Source organism: Mesorhizobium sp. M1217 (genome assembly GCF_040318275.1).
Classification (GTDB): Bacteria; Pseudomonadota; Alphaproteobacteria; order Rhizobiales; family Rhizobiaceae; genus Mesorhizobium.
Genome location: NZ_JAMYMA010000005.1, coordinates 144,582 through 165,879, shown reverse-complemented (window position 1 = coordinate 165,879; position 21,298 = coordinate 144,582). Strand labels below are relative to the sequence as shown.

Genomic DNA, 21,298 nt, shown 5'->3' with positions numbered 1-21,298 from the left:
AGCAGCTTGGGCGATTGTGGCGGAGGCCCATAGGAGGAGCAGAAAAATGCTCGATCTCTCCCATGCCCGCAACCAAATGGTCGACATTCACTTAAGCCGCCGTGGCATTCGCGACCGCAATGTCCTTCAGGCGATGCGCGAGGTGCCGCGCGAGGCTTTCGTCGAGCCTGGTTTTGAAGAATTTGCCTATGAGGACGGGCCGTTGCCGATCGCCGAAGGTCAGACGATATCGCAGCCCTACATCGTTGCGTTGATGATCGAAATGGCGGAGATCGGAGCCGGTGACCACGTCCTCGAGGTTGGCACCGGCTCGGGCTATGCGGCTGCCGTAATGAGCCGGATCGTCGAACGCGTCTACACGATCGAGCGCCACGCCGCGTTGGCTGAAACGGCAAGGCAGCGGTTTAAAAAGCTTGGCTACGACAATATCGAAGTCCGCACCGGCGACGGCACCAAGGGCTGGCCCGAGGCGGCACCCTTCGATGCGATCCTGGTTGCGGCCGCCGGGCCCGGCGCACCGCTCGCCCTGCAAGAACAGCTCGACGTCGCCGGCCGGCTTATCATCCCGGTCGGCGACGAATTCGACTCGCAGCGCCTGCTCAAAGTCACCCGGACTGGCGCAGCAACTTACACCGAGGAGGATTTCGGCGGCGTGCGGTTTGTTCCACTGATCGGCGAGCAAGGCTGGGGCGAGCCAGGCAGCGACAGCCAAATAGCGGCCGATCTTCCGCACCGGCATCAGCGCAGAAGCAGCCTGCCGCAGATGATAGCGACCGCCGCCGAACCGCTTCCGGATTTCGACGATCCCGCCTTCGGTGCGCTGTTCGACCGGTTTGCCGACCGCCGCGTCGTCTTGCTCGGCGAAGCCAGCCACGGCACGTCGGAGTTCTACCGCGCGCGCGCCGCGATCACTCGCAGGCTGATCGAGAAGCATGGCTTCACCATCGTCGCGGTCGAGGCCGACTGGCCCGATGCCGCGGCGATCGACCGCTACGTCCGTCACCGGCCACCGCGGCCGGGCGCCGATCCGCCGTTTCAGCGCTTTCCCACCTGGATGTGGCGCAACACCGACGTCGCGGCGTTCGTCGACTGGATGCGAGAGCATAATGAGCGGATCAGGATATCCTCCCGGCGGGCCGGGTTCTATGGCCTCGACATCTACAATATGGGTGGGTCGATCGCGGCGGTCTTGCAATATCTCGACCGGATCGATCCGCAGGCGGCAAGGATCGCACGCGAACGCTACGGCTGCCTGACGCCATGGCAGAACGACCCGGCCACCTATGGCCGTGTCGCACTCACCTCCGGCTACCAGAAATGCGAGAAGGCCGTGCTCGAGCAATGCCGGGAACTGCTTTCCAGAGAGCTCGACTATGCGCAGCAGGACGGCATCGATTTCCTCGACGCCACCCAAAACGCCCGCCTGGTCGCCTCCGCCGAGCGCTACTACCGCACCATGTATTACGGCGGCGCGCAGTCCTGGAACCTGCGCGACACCCACATGTTCGAAACGCTGGAGCACCTGCTGCAGGCCCGCGGCCCGGTCGCCAAGGCGGTGGTGTGGGCACATAATTCCCATATCGGCGATGCCCGCTATACCGAGATGGGGATCGTCAGGGACGAAGTGAACATCGGCCAGCTCTGCCGCCAGCGTTTTGGCGACGAGGTTGCCTTGATTGGGCTCAGCACGCATTCCGGGACGGTAGCCGCCGCCACCGACTGGGACGGCGACATGGAAGTGAAACCGGTTCGGCCTTCCCACAACGACAGCTATGAGCGGCTTTGCCATGACAGCGGCGTCTCGCCTTTCCTGCTCGATTTCGAGCGCGACGACACGCTGCGCCAACGGCTTCTGGAGCGCCGGCTGGAACGCTTTATCGGCGTTATCTACCGGCCGGAGACCGAGTTGCACAGCCACTATGCGGATGCCTCGCTCGCCCGCCAGTTCGATGCTTTCGTCTGGTTCGATGAAACCAGTGCCGTGACGCCGCTTGGGCCGGAACATGCGGGGACAGGCCTTCCCGAGACCTATCCTTTCGGGCTGTAGCGAATTTGGACCTTGGGGGAAGCGGAAAATCGAAAGAAGGAGGTCACCAATGGCCGGAAAGAAGACTCATGAGCAGCAATTGCGCATCATCGATGAGCGCGAGAACACGAAAAACGCTGGCAAGGATTTCGACGCGGAAGCGGATTTGAAAAAGACCAGGCAAGAGCGCGAGGCGTTACGGCGCGGTGCCGAGCTCAGATCGGACCCCAAGGACATTGCCGATCCCGACGACCGCAACATCATCCGCGGCGAGCACCAGGAAAGCGCCCACAACAAGCATCGCGCCGACCGCTGAAACGGCGGGATCGCTTAACGTTAAGGTAATACGCGGTTCCGTTCCCTGATCTGACGGATGCAGCGTTCGTGGCCGCAAGTTGGAGGGCCGTCTTGATCCCTGGCGCTATTCAGCAAAAAATGTCGCGGCGACAGCAATTGAGACGAGGCTCAGTATCGCCAGGCCTGCCCTGGCGACATGCGAAGCCTCCCAGAGGTTGCGCAAGTCTCTCCAGTCGCCGAGCTGCTTTCGAGAAAACGTTGAAAAAAACGTCGCGGCTGATTGCGCCATGGCAACGTCTCGCACCCAAAAATTGTTGACGGGATGCGTGACCAACCAATAGGTCGCATGTTCCGCCAGCAAGAAGGCAAGCGCCGCCAAGGTCCACCAGAATCGGGCGCTTGGATATGGCGTCAGGTAGAGCAGGATGGCGAGTGCAATGATGCCGCCGATCTCGGCGAACCCGCCGACCGTGAAGCCGGGATAGTAGATCGCCTGCACTGATTTGTAGGTCGCCTCCTTGAGGCGCAACTTGCCCGGCAACTCCAAAGCGTGCGCAAGCGAGAGCGCCATCGTGACGGCGACCAGAAGAAGGGCGGCGATCATCAATGCGCGCATGCTCCTGCTCCCTGAATGATGCGCTCGTGGTGCGCGCGTACTTAGGGTGGTTGGTGATTCGGTAAAGGCAACGACACCCGACTTCGCCGGCAAGGCCGGTTCGGTCATTCCCCGATCTGGCTGGTCGACCGTTCGTGGACTGTGGCGCCGGTTTGCGCGTCGACCGCGACCATGCTGACCTCGTAGCCCCAGAGCTTGCGGATATGGCGCAGCACGGCGTCGCGGCTGCCGCCTTCCAGCACTATGCCGTCCTTGACCTTGTGCTGCAGGCGCAGATGCCGGTCGCCGAGCAGGTCCACGTCCACCACCTGAATATCCGGCCGGCTGGCGCCGATGTCGTAGCTATGAGCGAGTGCTGCGCGAATGCTCTCATAGCCGCGCTCATTGTGTATCGACGCAACTTCGTAATGTGGATCGTTGGCCGCATCGGCGAGGACAAAAAACCGCCATTTCCGGATCAGGGTAGGGCTCAGATACTGGCGGATGAAGGACTCGTCGCGATGGTTGGCCCAGGCGTCCAGCAAGGTCTGCCGCCAGTCGCCATTGCCGGCGATATCGGGAAACCAGTCGCGATCCTCGGCGGTCGGCGCGGTCGAGATGCGCTGGATGTCCTGCATCATGTCGAGCCCCAGCGCGTAAGGGTTGATGCCGGAAAAGCGCGGATCGTCGAAGCCCGGTTGGAAGATCACGTTCGAATGGTTGCGCAGCACCTCCAGCATGGCGCCTTCGCCGATCAGGCCGCGGTCGAACAAAAGGTTCATCAGCGTGTAATGCACGAAGGTGGCGCAGCCCTCGTTCATCACCTGCGTTTGGCGCTGTGGATAGAAATACTGCGCGATGACGCGGACAATCCGGATGACCTCACGCTGCCAGGGTTCCAGGATCAGGCTGTTCTTCTCCAGGAAATAAAGCAGGTTTTCCTCGGGCAGCTTGAGCGATTTCTTGCGCTCCGCCATTGTATCCGTCTCGCGGGGCTTGGTGCCGTCCTTCGAAGGCGGCAGCGTGCGCCATAGGTCGTTGTAGGAACGCTCCTCGTATTCCAGGCGCTCGCGAATCCCCTCGCGCTGCTTTTCCGACGACAGCTTCGGCGGCCGGTGATATCTGAACACGCCCTGTTCCATCAGCGCATGTGCGGCATCGAGGATCTCTTCCACCGCATCGACGCCGTGCCGCTCTTCGCAGCGGGCAATATAGCCCTTGGCAAAGTCGAGATAGCTGAGGATGGCGCCGGCGTCCGTCCACTGCCGGAAAAGATAATTGTTCTTGAAGAAATGGTTATGGCCGAGCGCCGCGTGCGCCGTCACCAGCGCCTGCAGGGCCATGGTGTTTTCCTCCATCAGATAGACGATGCAGGGATTGGAATTGATGACGAGTTCGTAGGCCAGCCCTCGCCCACCTTTGCGGTAGAGCAATTCCTGGTAGAGGTAGTGCTTGCCGAACGACCAATGCCGGTACATCAGCGGCATGCCGACAGAGGAATAGGCGTCGAGCATCTGTTCGGACGAGATGATCTCCATCTGCACCGGATAGACGTCGAGGTGGAGCTCTTCGGTGGCGACCGCCTCGATGGTCTGGTAGGCGCGCGACAGCGTCCTGAAATCCCAGTCGGAACCGGAAAACAGCAACCCGGATTTGCTCGCCATCAGCCCCCTCTTTCACCGCTCTTTTGATAACCCGGCTGTCTGGCGAAGAGTTGGCGGAAAACCGGGTAGATGTCGGCCGCCGTGGCGATGCGGCTCATCTGGAAGTTCGACCATCTCAGCTTGACCGCACTGTAGGCACGCCACAGCGACGTGCCGTTGTCGGTGGCGCCGAAGATGTGGCTCTCACGCTCGTCGAGGATCTCGACATAGGCAAAATACTGGCAAAGCCGCATGATCTGTTCGTCGAGAAGGGCGATGCAGCGCTCGGAATCGGTGACGAAATTGTCGCCGTCCGAGGCCTGGGCGACATAGATGTTCCATTCGCGGCTGGGATAGCGTTGCTCGACGATGCGGTGCATCTCCTCGAGCGCCGTGGAAACCACCGTGCCGCCGCTCTGGGTGTTGTAGAAAAAGGTTTCCTCGTCCACCTCCTGCGCCTCGTGCGTGTGGCGGATGAAGACGACCTCGGTCCGGTCATAGCGCCGCTTCAGGAACAGGTGCAGCAGCACGAAGAAGCGCTTGGCCAGATCCTTCTCGCGTTCGCCCATCGAACCGGACACGTCCATCAGGCAGAACATCACCGCATTGGCGTTCGGCACCGGCTGGGCGTCGAAGCGGTTGAAGCGGATATCGACCGGATCGACAAAGGCGATCCGCTTGCGGCGGCGCTCCAGCCGCTCAAGCTCTTCCTGCAGCGCCACGATGCGCTGCCGCATCTCGGCGTTTTGCGGCTTGGCCTCCAGCGTCGCGATCTCCTGCGCGACAGCGTCGACCGCCTCCTGCTTGGGACGCCTGAGCGCTATGCGGCGGCCATGGCTGTTGCGCATCGTGCGTCCGACATTGATGTTGGTCGGCGAGCCGGTCGCGGCGAAGCCGGCCCGGCGCGGCTTGAAGGCGAGGATCTCCTTGAGGTTGAGCTTGACCATATCAGGCAGTTCGAGGTCTTCGAAGAAGAGGTCGAGCACCTCTTCGCGCGACAGCACGAAACGGAAATCGTCCTCCGATTCGGTTCTCCCCGGGGCGGATCCCATGCCGCCGCCCTGGCCCGGCTTGGGCAGCCGGTCGCCTGGGGCAAAATGCTTGTTGCCGGGCAGGACGTGCTGGCGGCTGCCGCTGTTCCGGGCATCGTTGAAGCTCGGCTCGCCGGTGCCTCGCGCCGGCATCGAAACGGCATGCTCGGCGTCCACGTCGGCGATCTTGCCGGTGCGGATCTGATCGCGGATGGTGCGCTTCAACTCTTCGCGCGCCCGCCGCAGGAAACGCTGCCGGTTGCCGAGGCTTTTGTCCTTCGGGTTCAGTCGGCGATCGATGAAGATCGGCATATGTTACCCCGGGCTGGCTTCAACCCGCCTTGTTCACCCGCATGTACCAGTCCACCAGCCGGCGGACCTGGCGCTCGGTGTAACCGCGCTGGATCATCCGCTGCACGAATTCGGTATGCCGCTTCTCCGTCACGCTGTCCTGCTTGGAGCCGAAGCTGATCACCGGCAGCAGATCTTCGACCTGCCCGAACATCCGCTTCTCGATGACTTCGCGCAGCTTTTCATAGCTTGTCCATGACGGGTTACGGCCGTGGTTTCTGGCCCGCGCGCGCAGCGTGAACTTCACCACTTCGTTGCGGAAGTCCTTGGGATTGGCGATGCCGGCCGGCTTTTCGACCTGCGACAGTTCGTTGTCCAAAACCTCGCGATTGAGGATCTGGCCGGTATCGGTATCCTTGAAGTCCTGATCCTCGATCCAGGCATCGGCATAGGCGATGTAGCGGTCGAACAGGTTCTGGCCGTATTCGCTGTAGGATTCCAGATAGGCCTTCTGGATCTCGTGGCCGATGAACTCGGCATAACGGGTGGCGAGCTCCGACTTTATGAAATCGAGATAGTCCGCCTCGGTTTCCTTCGGGAACTGCTCGCGCTTGATCGCCTCTTCCAGGATGTACATCAGATGCACCGGATCGGCGGCGACCTCTTCGGTGTCGTAGTTGAAGGTCTGCGACAGGATTTTGAAGGCGAAGCGGGTGCTGACGCCGGTCATGCCTTCATCGACACCGGCCGCGTTTCGGTACTCCTGGACCGACTTCGCCTTGGGATCGGTTTCCTTGAGGTTCTCGCCGTCATAGACGCGCATCTTGGTGTAGAGCGGCGAATTGTCGTGTTCGGCCAGGCGGGTCGAAACGGTGAACCGGCTGAGGATATCGAGCACTTCCGGAGCGCAGGGGCTGGAGGCCAATTCGCTTTCGCGCAACAGCTTCTCGTAGATCTGCCGCTCTTCCCTGACCCGCAGGCAATACGGCACCTTGACCACCAGGATGCGGTCGAGGAACGCCTCGTTGTTCTTGTTGTTCTTGAACTGCAGCCATTCCGATTCGTTGGAATGGGCAACGATGATGCCCTGATAGGGGAAAGCGCCGAAATTCTCGGTGCCGTTGTAGCTGCCTTCCTGGGTCGCGGTCAGCAGCGGATGCAGCACCTTGATCGGCGCCTTGAACATCTCGACGAATTCGAGCAGTCCTTGCGTCGTCCGGTTCAGGCCGCCGCTATAGGAATAGGCATCCGGATCGGACTGGCTGAAGTTTTCCAGCTGCCTGATGTCGACCTTGCCGACCAGGGCCGAAACGTCCTGGTTGTTCTCGTCGCCCGGCTCGGTCTTGGCGATGCCGATCTGGCGAAGCCTGGACGGCATCAGCTTGACGACGCTGAATTTGGAGATGTCGCCGGACAATTCGTCGAGGCGCTTGGCCGCCCAGGGCGAGATCAGGCCGTTCAGCCGCCGCCGGGCGATGCCGTATTTGTCCTCCAAAAGGTCGCCCATGCGGTCGGGGTCGAACAGCCCGAGCGGCGATTCGAAGACCGGACTGACCTGGCCGCCGACCTTCAGCGTATAGATCGGACGCTGCTCCATCAGCCTTTTCAACTGCTCCGCAAGCGAGGACTTGCCGCCGCCGACCGGGCCGAGGAGATACAGGATCTGCTTGCGTTCCTCGAGCCCTTGCGAGGCATAGCGGAAATAACCGGCGATACGCTCGATCGTATCCTCCATGCCGTAAAAGTCGGCGAAGGTCGGATAGATCTTGATCGTCCGGTTCGAAAAAATGCGGCCGAGCCGCTCGTCCTTGCTGGTATCGACAAAGGTCGGCTCGCCGATCGCCTCGACCATCCGCTCGGGCGCCGAGGCGTACATCGACTTGTCCTCGCGGCAGGCAAGCAGATATTGCTGGAGGCTTATCTCCTCCTGCGCCGCATTCTTGTAAACCTCGGAAAACAGATCGAAGACGTCGGATTGATTCTCACGCATGGTATTCCTAGCCCCGGAGCCGGTGTGGCTGCACGTTTGTCTCTTGAACAACCAAATGTCGGAAAGCCCTTGTGGTTCCCTTCACTTTGCAGAGAGTGCCTGTGACCGAACGATAAGACTCTAGATAAGAGCATCCTGCATGCCGACAAGGCGTGGAACGTCCTGCTCGAGGCACAAAATCCTGAATCACGCCACGCGGTGCGGGCGACCTCCGACAAGACGGAGGAACGGTTCTGGTCCTTCCCGGTTGTGAGGGAAAGGAGACGGTTCGATGTTTGAGACTAGTTTGTGGTTGCTCGTTGTTGCAGGCGGTCCACTGCTGCTGGCAATCCTGATCGCCTACGCCCTGCTCACCCAGCGCCGTCGCGGCCCGGCGGAGCGCAGGGAAAGCGAGCGCGCGACCGAGCGCCTGTACCAGGAAAAGAAGGACTGACCGACGGGATCGCAGCTCAGCTGCGGGCAACCGCCAGCCCGGCCACTTTTTCGGCGCGCAGCAGCATGCCGAACAGGTCACGCGGCTCATCGGGATCGGCCAGAAGGTCTAGTTCCTCGTAAAGGCCGGTCCGCTGAAGCTGATCGCGGACGTAGCGTAGCGCGGAAAAATCCTCGATCGCAAAGCCGACGGAATCAAACAGCGTGATCTGTCCGGCGGCCGTCCGGCCTGCTGCCTTTCCTGTCATCACCTGCCACAATTCGGTGATCGGATGGTCCGCATCGAGCTGCTGGCTCTCGCCTTCGATGCGCGTCTGCGGCGGATATTCGACGAAAATATCCGAGCGCAGCAGAATGTCGCGATGCAGCTCGGTCTTGCCCGGGCAGTCGCCGCCGACCGCGTTGATGTGCACGCCGGACCCGACCATGTTGTCGGTCAGGATTGTTGCCGATCGCTTGTCGGCGGTTACCGTGGTGATGATCTGTGCACCTTCAACGGCCTCCTGCGCCGACGCGCAGAGCTTGATGTCGAAACCCATGCCGGCAAGGTTCTTCATGCATTTGGTCGAGGCCGCCGGGTCGATATCGTAGAGGCGCAGCCTGTCGACGCCAAGCAGCGCCTTGAACGCAATAGCCTGAAATTCCGATTGCGCGCCGTTGCCGATGATCGCCATGCATCTGGCGGCCCCGGGAGCGAGGTATTTCGCCGCGACCGCCGAGCTGGCCGCCGTTCGCAGGGCAGTCAGGATGGTCATTTCCGAAAGCAGCATCGGGTAGCCGTTGCCGACATCGGCAAGCACGCCGAAAGCGGTCACGGTCTGGCGGCCGTCACGCGTGTTCTTCGGATGCCCGTTGACGTATTTGAAGCCGTAAAGCTGCCCGTCGCTGGTCGGCATCAGCTCGATGACGCCGTCAATGCTGTGCGAGGCGACGCGCGGCGTCTTGTCGAACAGCTCCCAACGCCTGAAATCCTCTTCGATATAGGCGGCAAGCTCGACCAGGAAGCGCTCGATGCCGATGGCAAGCACCAGCTTCATCATGCGGTCGACGCTGACGAACGGAACGATGTTCAAATTGACGGTCATGGCTCAGAACCCCCTCGTCGGGCGATCCATGATCCGCCGGCCCATCAGGCTTGCGGTCAGGTCGACCAAAAGCGTGGCGGTGCGGCCGCGCTCGTCGAGAAAAGGGTTGAGTTCGACCAGGTCGAGACTGGTGACGAGCCCGCTGTCATGCAGCATTTCCATCGCCAGATGCGCCTCGCGGAAGGTGGCGCCGCCGGGAACGGTGGTGCCCACCGCCGGCGCGATCGACGGGTCGAGAAAATCGACATCGAGGCTGACATGGAGCATGCCGTTGGCGGCGCTCACCCGTTCGAGAAAGGCGCGAAGCAGTTGCGCGATGCCGTGCTCGTCGATCGAACGCATGTCGTGGACCGTCACGCCGGCTCTGCGCAACGCATCCCGTTCCGCCAGGTCCACGCTGCGGATTCCCAGCGCGCATATGCGAGCCGGGTCCACCTGCGCCGCGAGGCGGGGGAAATAGCCCTCGAAGCCGGGCTGCCCGCTGGCATAGGCCAGCGGCACGCCATGCAGATTGCCGCTGGTCGTCGTGTCGAGCGTATGAAAATCGGGGTGGGCGTCGAGCCACAGCACGAAGAGCGGCCGGCCGGCATTCGCTGCCCGGCGGGCAATGCCGGCGAGCGTGCCGGCCGAAATGCTGTGGTCGCCGCCGAGAAAGATCGGCATTGCGTCGGCGCTCGCAGCATAGGCGGTTTCGCTGATCGCTGCCGTCCAGGCGGCGATTTCCGGCAGCGCCTTCACCACCGCGTTGCCGTGTACGACAGGGCGCATGTCGGCAGGGACAATCGTTCCGAGGTCGGTCAGCGTATGGCCAAGCTCGGTCAGCGCGCCGGCCAGACCGGCCGTGCGCAGCGCGCTCGGCCCCATCTCGCAGCCCATCCTGCCTGAGCCGGCCTGGATCGGAGCCCCAACGATCGTGCAATGCATTCTCATACCCCACCAAATTGCGATGCTTTAGTGAAGCCCGCATCGCTGGCAGAATGAACATGTCAAATTGGCAAATTTGTTGAAGTGCCTTATCATAGTGGCAGCATCTACTTCCGTTGTGAGCAATCATGGACCGGCTCGACGAGCAGATCATCACCTCTTTGCGGCATGACGCCCGGCGCAGCATTTCCGACCTTGCCGTTAGCCTGGGTGTCTCCCGGGCAACGGTAAGGTCCCGGATCGAGCGACTTGAAAGAGACGGCGTCATCGTCGGCTACACCGTCATTCTACGCGCCGACGCAGTCGATCAGCGGGTGCGTGGCATCATGATGATCGAAATCGAAGGCCATGCCGCAGATCGCGTCATCCGGGCGCTGGGCGGCTTCTCCGAGGTCTCGACGATCCACACCACCAATGGCCGTTGGGATCTGGTGATAGAACTCGGAACCCAGACGCTGAGCGAGTTCGATGCGGTGCTGAGACGTATCCGCCTGATCCCCGGAATTACCGGCAGCGAAACAAGCCTGCTCCTGGCAACGCCGCGCACCACCAAAGCGCGGCTGTGACCTTCGCCCGTGACCTGTAGCGGTAACGAAGCTACGGAACCTTCAATTGCCGCCGCGGTTAGAGCAATTCCAGGAAAAGCGTGGAACGATTTTCCGTTCGGAATTGCGTCAAAACAAAAAGATTGAGCGGTTCGGCGTTTCCGCGAAACCGTTCCAAGCCCACACAGGCCTTCTTCGAGGGAGAACAAGCATGGCTCACGCCCAGCAAGAACTCGTCGAATTCGTTATCAGCAAAGCCTTCAATCCGGTCATGCGGGCCAAACCCGACGGAAAATCCGATGCCGAGCGCAAGATGCTCGAACATGTTCAGCAGGCCACGAAGACCGAGATCGAGCGCTATCGCCGTTACGGCTCGGCTGAGGAGGTCGCGACCAATTTCAAGCGCGACCTGAATTCCGACGCTGCCAAAAAGTTGCACGCCCAGCTGCGACGCCTGCATCTGCCGACGATCGAGGACATTCGCGACGACTTCGAGGACAAGGCCCGCGCGCTAGGCGTCAAGGCCTCGCCGTAGATCCGCGACCGGTCGTCCTCGGTGACGTCCGTCCGGTTGTCATCACAATCCGTCCTTGGTCGGAGGCCACCCTGACCGAACCGTCTCGGGGATGTTGTCCGACGTCAGCTCGCCCCGATTGAGCTTTTCAATCGCTTCACCGGCTTCGCTCTCGTCGAGACCGGAAAGCGGCAACCCGCCGACCACGACGGCTTCGTCGCTCTCGCTGTCATAGACCTCCCAGAGGCCTTCCGGATCCTGTCGTTTGTCGTAGGGCATGGCCACTCCTCCAGGCAACGCCGCTATTGTACGGCCGCTACCCATTTCAGGGCCTGAGCCTTTTCGTCTTCCGGGAACACCCGCGCCTCGATTTGCGGAAACAGCGCGTCCGTCATTTCCGTGGCTGCCTTGATCCACTGCTTGTCGGAAATCACGGCGGCACGTTTGAAGCGGTGGAACTCGCGGAGTTTGCTCAGCCCATACTGCAGGTCGCGCCGTAAGGCGCCAGCCGTCATGTCTTCGAAATCGGTAAGGTCAGTCAGGACGCCGATGTCCTTGTGGTCGCTCAGTTTCGCTTCGATGGCCGGGATGATTTTTTCGTAGTCCTCCGCCGTCACAGTGCCGGCGACACGAAAGGCAGCGACGTTTTGGGGAGCGGAAATCATCTCGATCATTTTTCCCTCCGGTTTCTGAATGGCTGGCTGCCTGAAACAAACTCGGGCCATTCGCGGATGTTCCCTGCCAAAAGCGTGTTCACTTCGACCTAAAATGACGATCGGCTGGCTTCCTGACGGGTCCTCGGATCGCCTGCGTGACGACGGTATAACGCGTGATTTGGCCCTCCACGGGGTCCTCTCCGTGGAAGTGGATTTCTGCATCCAGCGGCATCTGCGCGGTGTTGCCGAATTGCTTGACCGCGCACGCATGCACGAGCTGTACGTCGGGGTCACGCGTCATGGCCTCCATTGCCGCAAGCTCTGCCGTGCTGCTGCCGCCGATCCGCCAGCTGGCTTCCAGCACACCCGATCGCCAGATGCCCGAGGAATCGACACCTTGGCCGATGTCGTAGTTGCGCCTCGAGGCGAAGAATCCGGGATGGCCAAGCATCGCCGCGTCGTAGGTCCTCGCCTGCGCCACAGCCAAAGTCAGCGCCGGAGACAGCTGCAGCCTGTCGAGCGCTTCCCATCCGCCGCGCACGACGACCAGATCGGATCCGCCGTAAACGGGCTGTCCGGCATTGTCGGCCGTCATCCGCTGCACGCCGTAATAGCTGACCGATGTTCCGTCGATCGCGGTTCTGCCAATGCTCAGCGTGACAATGTCGCGAAGCTCCGTTTCGAGAACAAGCCCGTATTCGCTTAGGTCGGAGGATGGATATCGTTCCAGCAGCCTTTCGATATCGGCGACCGTCGCGGCGGTGTGCTGGTCGCGGCCCCGCGAAGCGCGCGGTGGCTTGAACCGGACCAGCCCGAGCTGCAGCAGACGTTCCGCTGCGCGCAGCGCGTCATCGCGTGAAAATGCGGTGTAGCCGGGCAGTACGGCCGCGCCGACGGCGCTGCCGAAGCCGGCTGGCCAATCTTTTGGCCGTGCCGCCGACCCGTCCACCAGCTCGTGGGTTATGGCCTTGGTGGTTGCGAGGCGCCAGGGCACCACACCGCCGAAGAGGTCGTCGGGCCCGTTGATGCCCAGTTGGACCGCATCGGCGGCAAGCAGGCTGTCGTCCGGCACGAAATACAGCCCGCCGTTGTCACCGCCCCAGTCACGCAGGCCCTGGCGGAAGGAAAATCCCTTCAACGCCGCAATCGTGCGCGCGACGGCAGCGACGGTCTCCCATTCGTGGGCATAGATGGTCTCGCCGCCCGGCGCGGAGAACGCGACCACAACACCTTTTGCTCCGCCCGATTGTGTGCCGCTTAGCCCGGTCATGTCGCGCCGCCCTTCGTCCATTGCCGAGCCCATTGCCGTTATTCCGCGGCGATGCGTCCGAACCGAAAAACCCGCTTCCTCGGCGAATGTTCCGGGCAACGGCGCGCTATCCGGTTTGACCGAGTTGCGGCGATCGGAACATCGGCGGCTCATGGTTTTTATGCGGGAGCCTCAGACAGGGTAATGGATGTGCTCAAGGAGGCCGCGCCCCGCGCCCTGGGAGCGGCCGAGGTCGTCGACACATTCGAACGGGCTTGAGACCGAGCTGGCTGTCGCATGAACTGCGGCCAACGGCCGGAACTGTCACTAGCGGTTCATGTTCATGATCGCATTCGTCGGCATCAAATTGTGGTCGAGGTTGGCCATGATCCAGATCGAGCCGCCGATCACCAGGACGACGATCAGCACGCCGAAGGCAAGCGCCAGGGCGTTGTTGGTGTTGTCCGGCCCCGTCGTGATATGCAGGAAGAAGACGAGATGCACGCCCATCTGCGCGATCGCCAGCACAATCAGCGCCACCGGGATGCCCGGTGCCCATATAAGGTTGGTTCCGAGCAACCAGAACGAGGCGATGGTCAACAGCGTTGCCAGCCCGAGGCCGATCACATAGCCGCGTAACCCGGATCCGACCTCGGCGTCGCCGAGGTATTCGTCACCCGGCGCCGTATCGATGTCGTAGCGCTCCAGGCCATCGGTGTCGCGCCTTTGCGCATGGCGGTCGTCAGCATTGCTCATCGACTTGCTCCCAGGAGATAGACCACCGTGAACAGGGCGACCCAGATGATGTCGAGGGCGTGCCAGAACAGGCTGAAGCACATGAAACGCCGAAGAATATCGTCGCGGAATCCCTTGGCGAAGATCTGCGCCATCATCGTGAGCAGCCACAGCAGCCCCGCCGTCACGTGCAGGCCATGGCATCCCACCAGCGTGAAGAACGCCGACAGGAAAGCACTGCGCGTCGGTCCGGCATCGCGGGCAATCATATGCGCGAACTCGCGCAGCTCGAGCAGGATGAAGCTGGCGCCGAGCACGAAAGTGAGAGCCATCGCAACATAGAACCAGGAGCTTCGCCGCGCGGTCACGGCGAGGCTGGCGAGACCGCAGGTAAAGCTCGACAACAGCAGGGCTGCCGTCTCGATCGCGACGTTGCGCAGGTCGAACAGCTCGGCTCCGCTTGGTCCGCCCGCCGTCTTGCCCGCCAGCACAGCGTAGGCCGCAAAGAAGGCCGAGAACATCACGATGTCGCTCAGAAGGAAGATCCAGAAGCCGTAGCCGACGACGATCCGGATCGGTGCCGGTCCGCCGTCGCCATGGCCGGGGGCATGGCCGTGCCCGCGATGGCCGAGGTGGTAGGGGTCACGCTCTCGAACGTCGATCGCGGTCATGGCCTTGGCCCCGTATACGTGGCCAGCGCCTCGCGGCGGGCACTTCGGTTGGCGCGGTCGATCCGGGCGACTTCGGCGGCAGGAATGACGTATTCGGGTATGTCGCGCCACGCGAATACGACGAAGGTGGCGAAAGCACCGAGCGCGCCGAGCGCCACCATCCACCAGATGTGCCAGATGAGGGCGAAACCCATCACGGTCGCAAAGAAGGCGCAGATGAACCCGGTGGGACTGTTGCGCGGCATCTCGATCGGCTCGTATTCAGGCTCGTCGCGCAGCCGGTTTTGCTCGCGTGCCCGCTGCTTGATGCTCCAGTAGGGCTCTTCGCCCTCGACATGCGGAAGCGCGGCGAAGTTGAAGACCGGCGGCGGCGAGGGTGTGGCCCATTCCAACGAACGGCCGTCCCAGGGATCCCCGGTGACATCGCGAAGCGCCGCGCGCTGTCGGATGCTGACGACGAGCTGAATGATCTGGGCGACCACGCCGGCGGTGGTGATTAACATGCCGGCGCCGGCAACCAGCACCCAGGGATACCAGGCCGGCACGTCGAAATGCTGCATGCGGCGGGTCATGCCGAGCAGGCCGACGGTGTAGAGCGGCACGAAGGTGGCGTAGAAGCCGATCAGCGTCAGCCAGAAGGCCAGCTTGCCCCAGCCCTCGTGCAGCCGGAATCCGAATGCCTTGGGAAACCAGTAGGTATATCCCGCGAAGGCGCCGAACAGCACACCGCCGATGATGACGTTGTGAAAATGCGCCACCAGGAACAGGCTGTTGTGAAGCAGGAAATCGGCTGGCGGCACGGCCAGCAACACGCCCGTCATGCCACCGATGACGAACGTCACCATGAAGCCAAGCGACCACAGCATCGGCGTCGCGAAGCGGATGCGGCCGCCATACATGGTGAACATCCAGTTGTAGATCTTCACGCCGGTACCGACAGCGATGATGCTGGTGGCAATGCCGAACGCGGCGTTGACGTCGGCGCCGGCGCCCATGGTGAAAAAGTGGTGCAGCCACACCATGAAGGAGACGATGCAGATGAAGAGCGTCGCGGCCACCATCGAGCGGTAGCCGAACAGCGGCTTGCTGGAGAAGGTGGAGATGACCTCCGAGAAGATGCCGAATGCCGGCAGGACGAGGATGTAGACCTCGGGATGGCCCCAGGCCCAGATCAGGTTCACGAACATCAGCATGTTGCCGCCGGCTTCGTTGGTGAAGAAATGAAAGCCGAAATAGCGGTCGAGCGTCAGCATCGCGAGCGTGGCGGTGAGGATCGGGAAGGCGGCGACGATGAGCAGGCTGGCGGCGAGTGAAGTCCAGCAGAACATCGACATGCTGAGGTAACTCATGCCAGGCGCCCGCATCTTCAGGATCGTGGTGACGAAATTGATGCCGGTGAGCAGCGTTCCGACGCCCGCTATCTGCACCGCCCACAGATAATAATCGACGCCGACGCCCGGCGAGTAGGCGGTCTCGCTGAGCGGCGGATAGGGCAGCCATCCGGTACGCGCGAATTCGCCGATCACCAGCGAGATGTTGACCAGCAGCGCACCGGTGGCGGTGAGCCAGAAACTCACCGAGTTGAGCGTCGGAAAGGCAACGTCGCGGACGCCGAGCTGCAGCGGCACGACCAGGTTCATCAGGCCGATGACGAACGGCATCGCCCCGAAAAAGATCATGATGGTGCCGTGGGCGGAAAAGACCTGGTTGAAGTGGTCGGGCGGCAGATAGCCGGGCGCCTGGAAGGCGAGGGCTTGCTGGGACCGCATCATGACGGCGTCGCTGAAGCCGCGCAGCAGCATCAGCAGCGCCAGCAGCGTGTACATGACGCCGATCCGCTTGTGATCGACGCTGGTGATCCATTCGCGCCACAGATAGGGGAAATGGCCGGCCAGGAAGACCCAGGCCAGCACGCCGAGGATTGCCAGGGCGACGACCGCCGAGGCGATCATCGGCAGAGGCTGATCGAACGGGATGACGTCCCAGCTCAATTTTCCGAGCATTGTCAGCCTCCTGTCTTGGGCGATACGCTCGGCTCGGGGCGACCGGCCTGGGGGCCGGGCGCGGGCGGAACGCCCTGCGTCGCGATTTCATGGAAAAGGTCCGGCTCGACCGAGCGATAGGTCGAAGGCGGCACGTCCAGGCTCTGTCTGGCCAGTTCCTGGTAGCTGGCCCTGTCGAGTGCCTGTCCTTGGCTTCGCGCCGAATTGACGAACGCGTCGAAGGCGTCGACCGCGACAGCATGCAGCACGAATTGCATGCCCGGAAAACCGTCGCCGCTGAAGTGGGCCGACCGCCCATAAAATTCGCCCTGCTGATCCGCCTGCAGGTGAAGCTGCGTCGTCATGCCGTTCATCGTGTAGATCATGCCGCCAAGCTGAGGCACGAAGAACGCATTCATGACACTTGCCGAGGTAAGCGAGAAATGCACCGGCCTGCCCGCCGGCACCACGAGCCGGTTGATGCTCGCGACATTCTGCTCGGGGTAGATGAACAGCCATTTCCAGTCGAGCGAGACGACCTGCACCTCAAGCGGCTGTTGCTGGGAATCCAGCGGCTTCATTGGATCGAGGTCATGCGACCCGATCCAGATGATGCCGCTCAGAAACAGGATGACGAGGATGGGGATCGACCAGACCACCAGTTCGATGCGTCCGGAATAGGCCCATTCCGGCAGATACCGCGCTCTTGTGTTGGTTTCCCGGAACCACCAGGCAAAGCCGAGCGTCGCCACGATCGTCGGGATGACGATGGCCAGCATGATGGCAACCGAATTGAGCAGGATCGTGCGCTGCGCCGCGCCGACTGGCCCGTGAGGGTCAAGCACGCCGCCCTGGCAGCCGGCAAGCAGCCCGGCAAGTAGCGTCGTCGCGCCGACGCGGCCAAGAACGGCACAGTTTCGAACGATCGCCCTCAGCAACATGAGATCTCGCCGTTTCCTGAAAACCGATTGGAACGTTGCAGGCAGCGTGGCTGCCAACCCCGAATGTGCGCGCCGGTGTGCTCCTGGCGACAGTTTCTTCACGCACGCGGCTCCGGCTGGCAGAACCACATGCCGTGGATGTCGTTAAGCGGTCAACCTGTCGAGAACCCCTCCAAATCCTAACAAACCAGCGGCAAATCCCACGCAACCAAAGCCAAATCTTAAGAAACCAGAAACAGTACCCAGATCGACGTTATCGCCAGAAACGTGGCGAATGCCAAGGCGGCAAACCGGTTCATGGCCGCGCCCACAGTTGGGCCATTTCGTCCGCTCCCTACGACTCGGCGCTGAATCCAGTGACGCTGCCCAATGATGCTGCTCAAGATGGTTGCGCCAACCGAACGTATGTTCGTCGCGAAAGTTCCAAAAAGCCAGACCCGTCGCAGCCTTTGGTTGAAGGCCGGCGACAATGCGATGCGCACCAGCGGCGGTTGGGGCGGTTTCCCTGCCAAACGAAGTCGAGACTGGTTGCGTATGTAAAAACTACTTGTCTAGGTGAAAATAGTTGCTACTAATCGGCTGGGCGGTTCAGGGAGGAATTTCGGGCATGACAAGACTGCGCGGTCTCGCGTGGGATCACCGACGCTGCTGGGGTCCGCTCGACGCCAGCATCGGGCCGTATTGTGCCGCCAATCCCGGTCTTGAGATCGAATGGGACCGCCGCAGCCTCTACGAGTTCGGCGAGGGCGCGCTTGGTCCGGTGCTCGGCGCCTATGATCTTGTCGTGTTCGACCATCCGTTCATCGGCGATATTGCCGAAGGCGGGCTGATGGTGCCGTTCGATTTGTCGGCTGAGCAGCGCCGCGGCTTCGAACGGGATTCGGTCGGCGCATCCTGGCAATCCTACGCAAGGGACGGGCGCCAATGGGCGTTGCCGATCGATGCTGCCTGCCAGGTTGCCTCGTATCGCCCCGATCTCCTGGAGCGCTACGGGCCGCTGCCGCGCAGCCATGACGAGGTGCTGGAGCTCGGCCGGCGCGCCTTGAAGGACGGCAAATGGCTTGGGCTGCCGTTGGTGCCGACTGACGCCATGTGCCTGCTTTTGACGCTGGGCGAACCGCGGGAAGACGGCGACGAGTTCATTGCCAGGGAAAAAATCGAGCAGGCCGTTGGGCAATTGCGCCAGCTTGCGGCGCTGTCGCATCCGGATTCGCCGAAATGGAACCCGATCCGCTGCTACGATCATATGATCGCGCATGACGATGTGGTCTACGTGCCGTTCGCCTTCGGCTATGTGAACTATGCCTTCAAGGCAGACAGGCCGTATCTGCGCTTCGCCGATGTGCCGACGCCGCGATCCGCCGGCGCCTTGCTCGGCGGCGCCGGCATCGGCGTCAGCGCCCAATCGAAACACAAGCAGGCAGCCATCGATTACGCGCTGTTTCTGTGCTCGCCCGGCTATCAGCGCGGCGACTATGTGAAATCCGGCGGACAGCCGGGATCGCTGGCGGCGTGGCAGGATGCCGAGGTCAACGCGCTCTCGGGCGGCTTCTTCGCCTCGACGCTGGCGACGATCGAAGCCTCCTATCTGCGCCCGACCCATACGGGCTTCATCAGCTTCTTCCGCCAATGCGCCCCTCATGCTGCCGCGGCCATCGCCGGCGAATTGCCGGCGGCCGAGCTCGCGGATCGGCTGAACCGGCTCTATCGCGAGACCAGGCATGGCCAGCCGCAACGGAGCGTCGCGTAATGGCCACCGATATTGCCCAGATCGTCGACGAAGGCGAAAGCGGCCGCAACGGCTATCGCGTGCCGGCGGTGGAGAAGGCGCTCGATATCCTGGAATTCATGGCTGCCAGCGGCGAGCCGCTGACCCAGACCGAGATCGCCACCGGAATGGGGCGCTCCATTCACGAGATCTACCGCATCCTGCTGCTGCTGGAGAAGCGCGGCTACATTTTCCGGACGCAATCGGACCGCTTCCGCCTGTCGCTGAAGCTATTCGAGCTGGCGCATATGCATCCGCCGGTAAACCGCCTGGTCGAATGCGCGCTGCCGGTGATGCGCGGCCTCGCCGCCAATGCCGACCAGAGCTGCCATCTGGTCGTGCGCGAAGGTGAGAGCGCGCTGGTCGTGCTGCAGATCGATTCGCCTTTGCCGATGCGTTATTCGGTTGCCCTTGGCTCGCATTTTCCGATCCTCGAGACGAGCTCCGGCGCGGTGCTGCTGGCGCATTCGAGCCGCGCCGAGCGCGACCGTATTGTCGAGCGGATCGTCGCTGCGGGCGAAGGCCAAGGCAGCCGGGCGGAAATCGAAGCGCGGCTGAACGACGTCGCAAGGCTCGGCTATGAAATGCGCGCTTCGCTGGCTGTTGAGGGCTGCACCAACATCTCGATGCCGGTGCGCGACCATACCGGCGCGGTCATTGCCGCGCTCACAGTCCCGTTCCTGCCGCAAAAGGCCGCCCGCTTCGATCGCAAGACCGTCTTCGAACGGACGAAGGCGGCGGCCGAGACGATATCGGCGGCGCTGGGCGCGGGCGAAGCTGCCAACTCTCCACGTGCCGACCCGGAACGGCGGGACTATCCGTTCAGCAACTGACAAGAAATACAGGGAGAAGAAACATGAACTGGTCCAAATCAATGCTGTTTGTCTCGGCGGCCGCGCTGGCTCTGAGCGCCGCCGCGGCACACGCCGAAAACATGCCGAAGCGCATCGGCTACGTTACCAATTATGCCACCCATGAATGGTATCAGAACGTCATCAAGGGCATGCAGGCCCGCGCCAAGGAACTCGGAATCGAGCTCGAGGTGCAGGACGCCAATCTCGACATCGCCAAGGAGGTTTCCGCCGCCGAAGACTTCATGGCCAAGGGCGTCGACGTGCTGATTGTCACGCCCGTCAACGAGGAGGGCGTCGTACCGCTGCTGCGCCAGGCGAAATCCAACAACGTTCCGGTCGTGCTCGAAGGCAACCCGGTCAAGGGCATGACCACCATGGTCGCGATCTGCGACTACGACACCGGCTACACCGCCGGCGTCGAAGCCGGCAAATACGCCAAGGAAAAGCTCGAAGGCAAAGCCAAGGTGATGAATGTCGGCCTGCCGCTGCTGTCCGCCACGGTGCTGCGTTCGCAGGGTTTCATGGACGGCCTGAAGACCATCGTCCCCGACGCGGTCATGGTCCACGACCTCGACGGCGGTGGCAATCCCGACCGCGCGCTCGAAGTCTCTTCGGCGGCACTTGCCAAGAACGCCGACATCAACATCATCTACGGCATCAACGATTCCTCGTCGCTCGGCGGCCTTCAGGCCTGGAAAGCGGCCGGCAAGTCGCAGGATGGCCTGTTGACGGTCGGCACCGGCGGCGAGGGCCTTGCCTTCATCAATGCCATGCAGAACGAGCCGTCCTATCACATCGAGGCCGCGATGTTCCCGGAAAAGGAAGGCTACACCGCCATCGATGCAGCAGTTAAGCTCTTCAACGGCGAAGAGGTGCCGGAACACATCGTCAGCCCGACCGCGCCGATGAACGGCGACGACTGGAAGAAGTTCTACGACTACGACGGCACCACACGAACGATCAAATGGGATGCCGTCAATGCGCTTCAGCCACCGGAAAAATGCATGAAAACTTCCGCCGACCTGAAGAAGTAAGGATTCCGGGTAGCCCTTCCCACGCCGCGGGAAGG

Annotated in this window: 22 protein-coding genes; 9 read left to right on the top strand and 13 right to left on the bottom strand. The window is 62.2% G+C overall.

Annotated features, from left to right (window positions below):
• Nucleotides 1-46: 46 nt before the first annotated feature.
• Complete coding sequence (locus NKH37_RS10410) at nucleotides 47-2,047, top strand: protein-L-isoaspartate(D-aspartate) O-methyltransferase (protein WP_353005768.1); 2,001 nt, start codon at nucleotides 47-49, stop codon at nucleotides 2,045-2,047.
• 49 nt (nucleotides 2,048-2,096) lie between these two features.
• Entirely contained in the window at nucleotides 2,097-2,342 is a 246-nt protein-coding gene (locus NKH37_RS10405; protein WP_353005769.1) for a hypothetical protein, read from the top strand.
• Nucleotides 2,343-2,447: 105 nt separating this feature from the next.
• Here NKH37_RS10405 and NKH37_RS10400 read toward each other — a convergent pair whose 3' ends face one another.
• From NKH37_RS10400 to NKH37_RS10385, 4 genes are read right to left on the bottom strand one after another with little or no spacing between them, the layout of a single operon-like run.
• Nucleotides 2,448-3,047 (bottom strand): DUF1772 domain-containing protein, encoded by a 600-nt coding sequence (locus NKH37_RS10400; protein ID WP_353005770.1) that lies wholly within the window; start codon nucleotides 3,045-3,047, stop codon nucleotides 2,448-2,450.
• Nucleotides 3,044-4,582: a SpoVR family protein gene (locus tag NKH37_RS10395; RefSeq protein WP_353005771.1), complete on the bottom strand. Its 1,539-nt coding sequence runs from the start codon at nucleotides 4,580-4,582 to the stop codon at nucleotides 3,044-3,046. The genes NKH37_RS10400 and NKH37_RS10395 overlap by 4 nt, the downstream gene beginning before the upstream one ends.
• Nucleotides 4,582-5,904 (bottom strand): YeaH/YhbH family protein, encoded by a 1,323-nt coding sequence (locus NKH37_RS10390; protein WP_023720505.1) that lies wholly within the window; start codon nucleotides 5,902-5,904, stop codon nucleotides 4,582-4,584. The genes NKH37_RS10395 and NKH37_RS10390 overlap by 1 nt, the downstream gene beginning before the upstream one ends.
• A 19-nt stretch (nucleotides 5,905-5,923) precedes the next feature.
• The gene (locus NKH37_RS10385; RefSeq protein ID WP_353040981.1) at nucleotides 5,924-7,873 is read right to left on the bottom strand and encodes a PrkA family serine protein kinase; all 1,950 of its coding nucleotides are present in this window, start codon (nucleotides 7,871-7,873) and stop codon (nucleotides 5,924-5,926) included.
• Nucleotides 7,874-8,144: 271 nt separating this feature from the next.
• On the opposite strand from NKH37_RS10385, the gene NKH37_RS10380 reads away from it, so the two are divergent.
• The gene (locus tag NKH37_RS10380) at nucleotides 8,145-8,306 is read left to right on the top strand and encodes a hypothetical protein (protein WP_023720503.1); all 162 of its coding nucleotides are present in this window, start codon (nucleotides 8,145-8,147) and stop codon (nucleotides 8,304-8,306) included.
• Nucleotides 8,307-8,322: 16 nt separating this feature from the next.
• On the opposite strand, the gene ocd is transcribed toward NKH37_RS10380, so the two are convergent.
• Both ocd and rocF read right to left on the bottom strand, forming a co-directional pair.
• Entirely contained in the window at nucleotides 8,323-9,390 is a 1,068-nt protein-coding gene (ocd, locus tag NKH37_RS10375) for an ornithine cyclodeaminase (RefSeq protein ID WP_353005772.1), read from the bottom strand.
• Nucleotides 9,391-9,393: 3 nt separating this feature from the next.
• Entirely contained in the window at nucleotides 9,394-10,314 is a 921-nt protein-coding gene (gene rocF / locus NKH37_RS10370) for an arginase (protein WP_352859068.1), read from the bottom strand.
• Between the two features lie 128 nt (nucleotides 10,315-10,442).
• Here rocF and NKH37_RS10365 point away from each other — a divergent pair, with 128 nt between their 5' ends.
• Together NKH37_RS10365 and NKH37_RS10360 are read left to right on the top strand one after the other, a co-directional pair.
• Nucleotides 10,443-10,880 carry an Lrp/AsnC family transcriptional regulator gene (locus NKH37_RS10365; RefSeq protein ID WP_352449541.1) on the top strand — a complete coding sequence of 146 codons (438 nt, stop codon included), beginning with the start codon at nucleotides 10,443-10,445 and terminating at the stop codon, nucleotides 10,878-10,880.
• 190 nt (nucleotides 10,881-11,070) lie between these two features.
• Nucleotides 11,071-11,394, top strand: coding sequence for a hypothetical protein (locus NKH37_RS10360; RefSeq protein ID WP_352481450.1), 324 nt, complete (start codon nucleotides 11,071-11,073; stop codon nucleotides 11,392-11,394).
• A 42-nt stretch (nucleotides 11,395-11,436) separates the two neighbouring features.
• Here the strand turns inward: NKH37_RS10360 and NKH37_RS10355 are convergent, their stop codons facing one another.
• The 7 genes from NKH37_RS10355 to cyoA all read right to left on the bottom strand — a co-directional run bounded on the left by NKH37_RS10355 (nucleotide 11,437) and on the right by cyoA (nucleotide 17,607).
• Nucleotides 11,437-11,652 carry a hypothetical protein gene (locus NKH37_RS10355; RefSeq protein ID WP_352481451.1) on the bottom strand — a complete coding sequence of 72 codons (216 nt, stop codon included), beginning with the start codon at nucleotides 11,650-11,652 and terminating at the stop codon, nucleotides 11,437-11,439.
• 23 nt (nucleotides 11,653-11,675) lie between these two features.
• A complete protein-coding gene (locus tag NKH37_RS10350) occupies nucleotides 11,676-12,047 on the bottom strand; it encodes a SpoIIAA family protein (RefSeq protein ID WP_353005773.1) in 372 nt (123 codons plus the stop codon).
• A 79-nt stretch (nucleotides 12,048-12,126) separates the two neighbouring features.
• Nucleotides 12,127-13,398: a DUF3182 family protein gene (locus NKH37_RS10345; protein WP_353005774.1), complete on the bottom strand. Its 1,272-nt coding sequence runs from the start codon at nucleotides 13,396-13,398 to the stop codon at nucleotides 12,127-12,129.
• 207 nt (nucleotides 13,399-13,605) lie between these two features.
• Nucleotides 13,606-14,034 carry a cytochrome o ubiquinol oxidase subunit IV gene (cyoD, locus tag NKH37_RS10340; RefSeq protein WP_023720496.1) on the bottom strand — a complete coding sequence of 143 codons (429 nt, stop codon included), beginning with the start codon at nucleotides 14,032-14,034 and terminating at the stop codon, nucleotides 13,606-13,608.
• Nucleotides 14,031-14,684, bottom strand: coding sequence for a cytochrome o ubiquinol oxidase subunit III (gene cyoC / locus NKH37_RS10335; protein WP_023720495.1), 654 nt, complete (start codon nucleotides 14,682-14,684; stop codon nucleotides 14,031-14,033). Before cyoC ends, cyoD begins: the two co-directional genes overlap by 4 nt.
• On the bottom strand, nucleotides 14,681-16,687 hold the full coding sequence (gene cyoB / locus NKH37_RS10330; RefSeq protein ID WP_023720494.1) for a cytochrome o ubiquinol oxidase subunit I: 2,007 nt from the start codon (nucleotides 16,685-16,687) through the stop codon (nucleotides 14,681-14,683). The genes cyoC and cyoB overlap by 4 nt, the downstream gene beginning before the upstream one ends.
• Nucleotides 16,688-16,689: 2 nt before the next feature.
• Nucleotides 16,690-17,607, bottom strand: a complete 918-nt coding sequence (gene cyoA, locus NKH37_RS10325) for a ubiquinol oxidase subunit II (protein ID WP_084642829.1) — start codon at nucleotides 17,605-17,607, stop codon at nucleotides 16,690-16,692.
• Nucleotides 17,608-17,976: 369 nt separating this feature from the next.
• Between cyoA and NKH37_RS10320 the strand changes: the two genes are divergently transcribed.
• The 4 genes from NKH37_RS10320 to NKH37_RS10305 all read left to right on the top strand — a co-directional run bounded on the left by NKH37_RS10320 (nucleotide 17,977) and on the right by NKH37_RS10305 (nucleotide 21,263).
• Nucleotides 17,977-18,147 (top strand): hypothetical protein, encoded by a 171-nt coding sequence (locus tag NKH37_RS10320; RefSeq protein ID WP_023720492.1) that lies wholly within the window; start codon nucleotides 17,977-17,979, stop codon nucleotides 18,145-18,147.
• A 67-nt stretch (nucleotides 18,148-18,214) separates the two neighbouring features.
• On the top strand, nucleotides 18,215-19,357 hold the full coding sequence (locus NKH37_RS10315; RefSeq protein ID WP_352495079.1) for an extracellular solute-binding protein: 1,143 nt from the start codon (nucleotides 18,215-18,217) through the stop codon (nucleotides 19,355-19,357).
• Nucleotides 19,357-20,208 carry an IclR family transcriptional regulator gene (locus tag NKH37_RS10310; protein ID WP_352640325.1) on the top strand — a complete coding sequence of 284 codons (852 nt, stop codon included), beginning with the start codon at nucleotides 19,357-19,359 and terminating at the stop codon, nucleotides 20,206-20,208. The genes NKH37_RS10315 and NKH37_RS10310 overlap by 1 nt, the downstream gene beginning before the upstream one ends.
• Nucleotides 20,209-20,231: 23 nt before the next feature.
• Nucleotides 20,232-21,263: a sugar ABC transporter substrate-binding protein gene (locus tag NKH37_RS10305; protein WP_352859084.1), complete on the top strand. Its 1,032-nt coding sequence runs from the start codon at nucleotides 20,232-20,234 to the stop codon at nucleotides 21,261-21,263.
• Nucleotides 21,264-21,298: the final 35 nt, after the last annotated feature.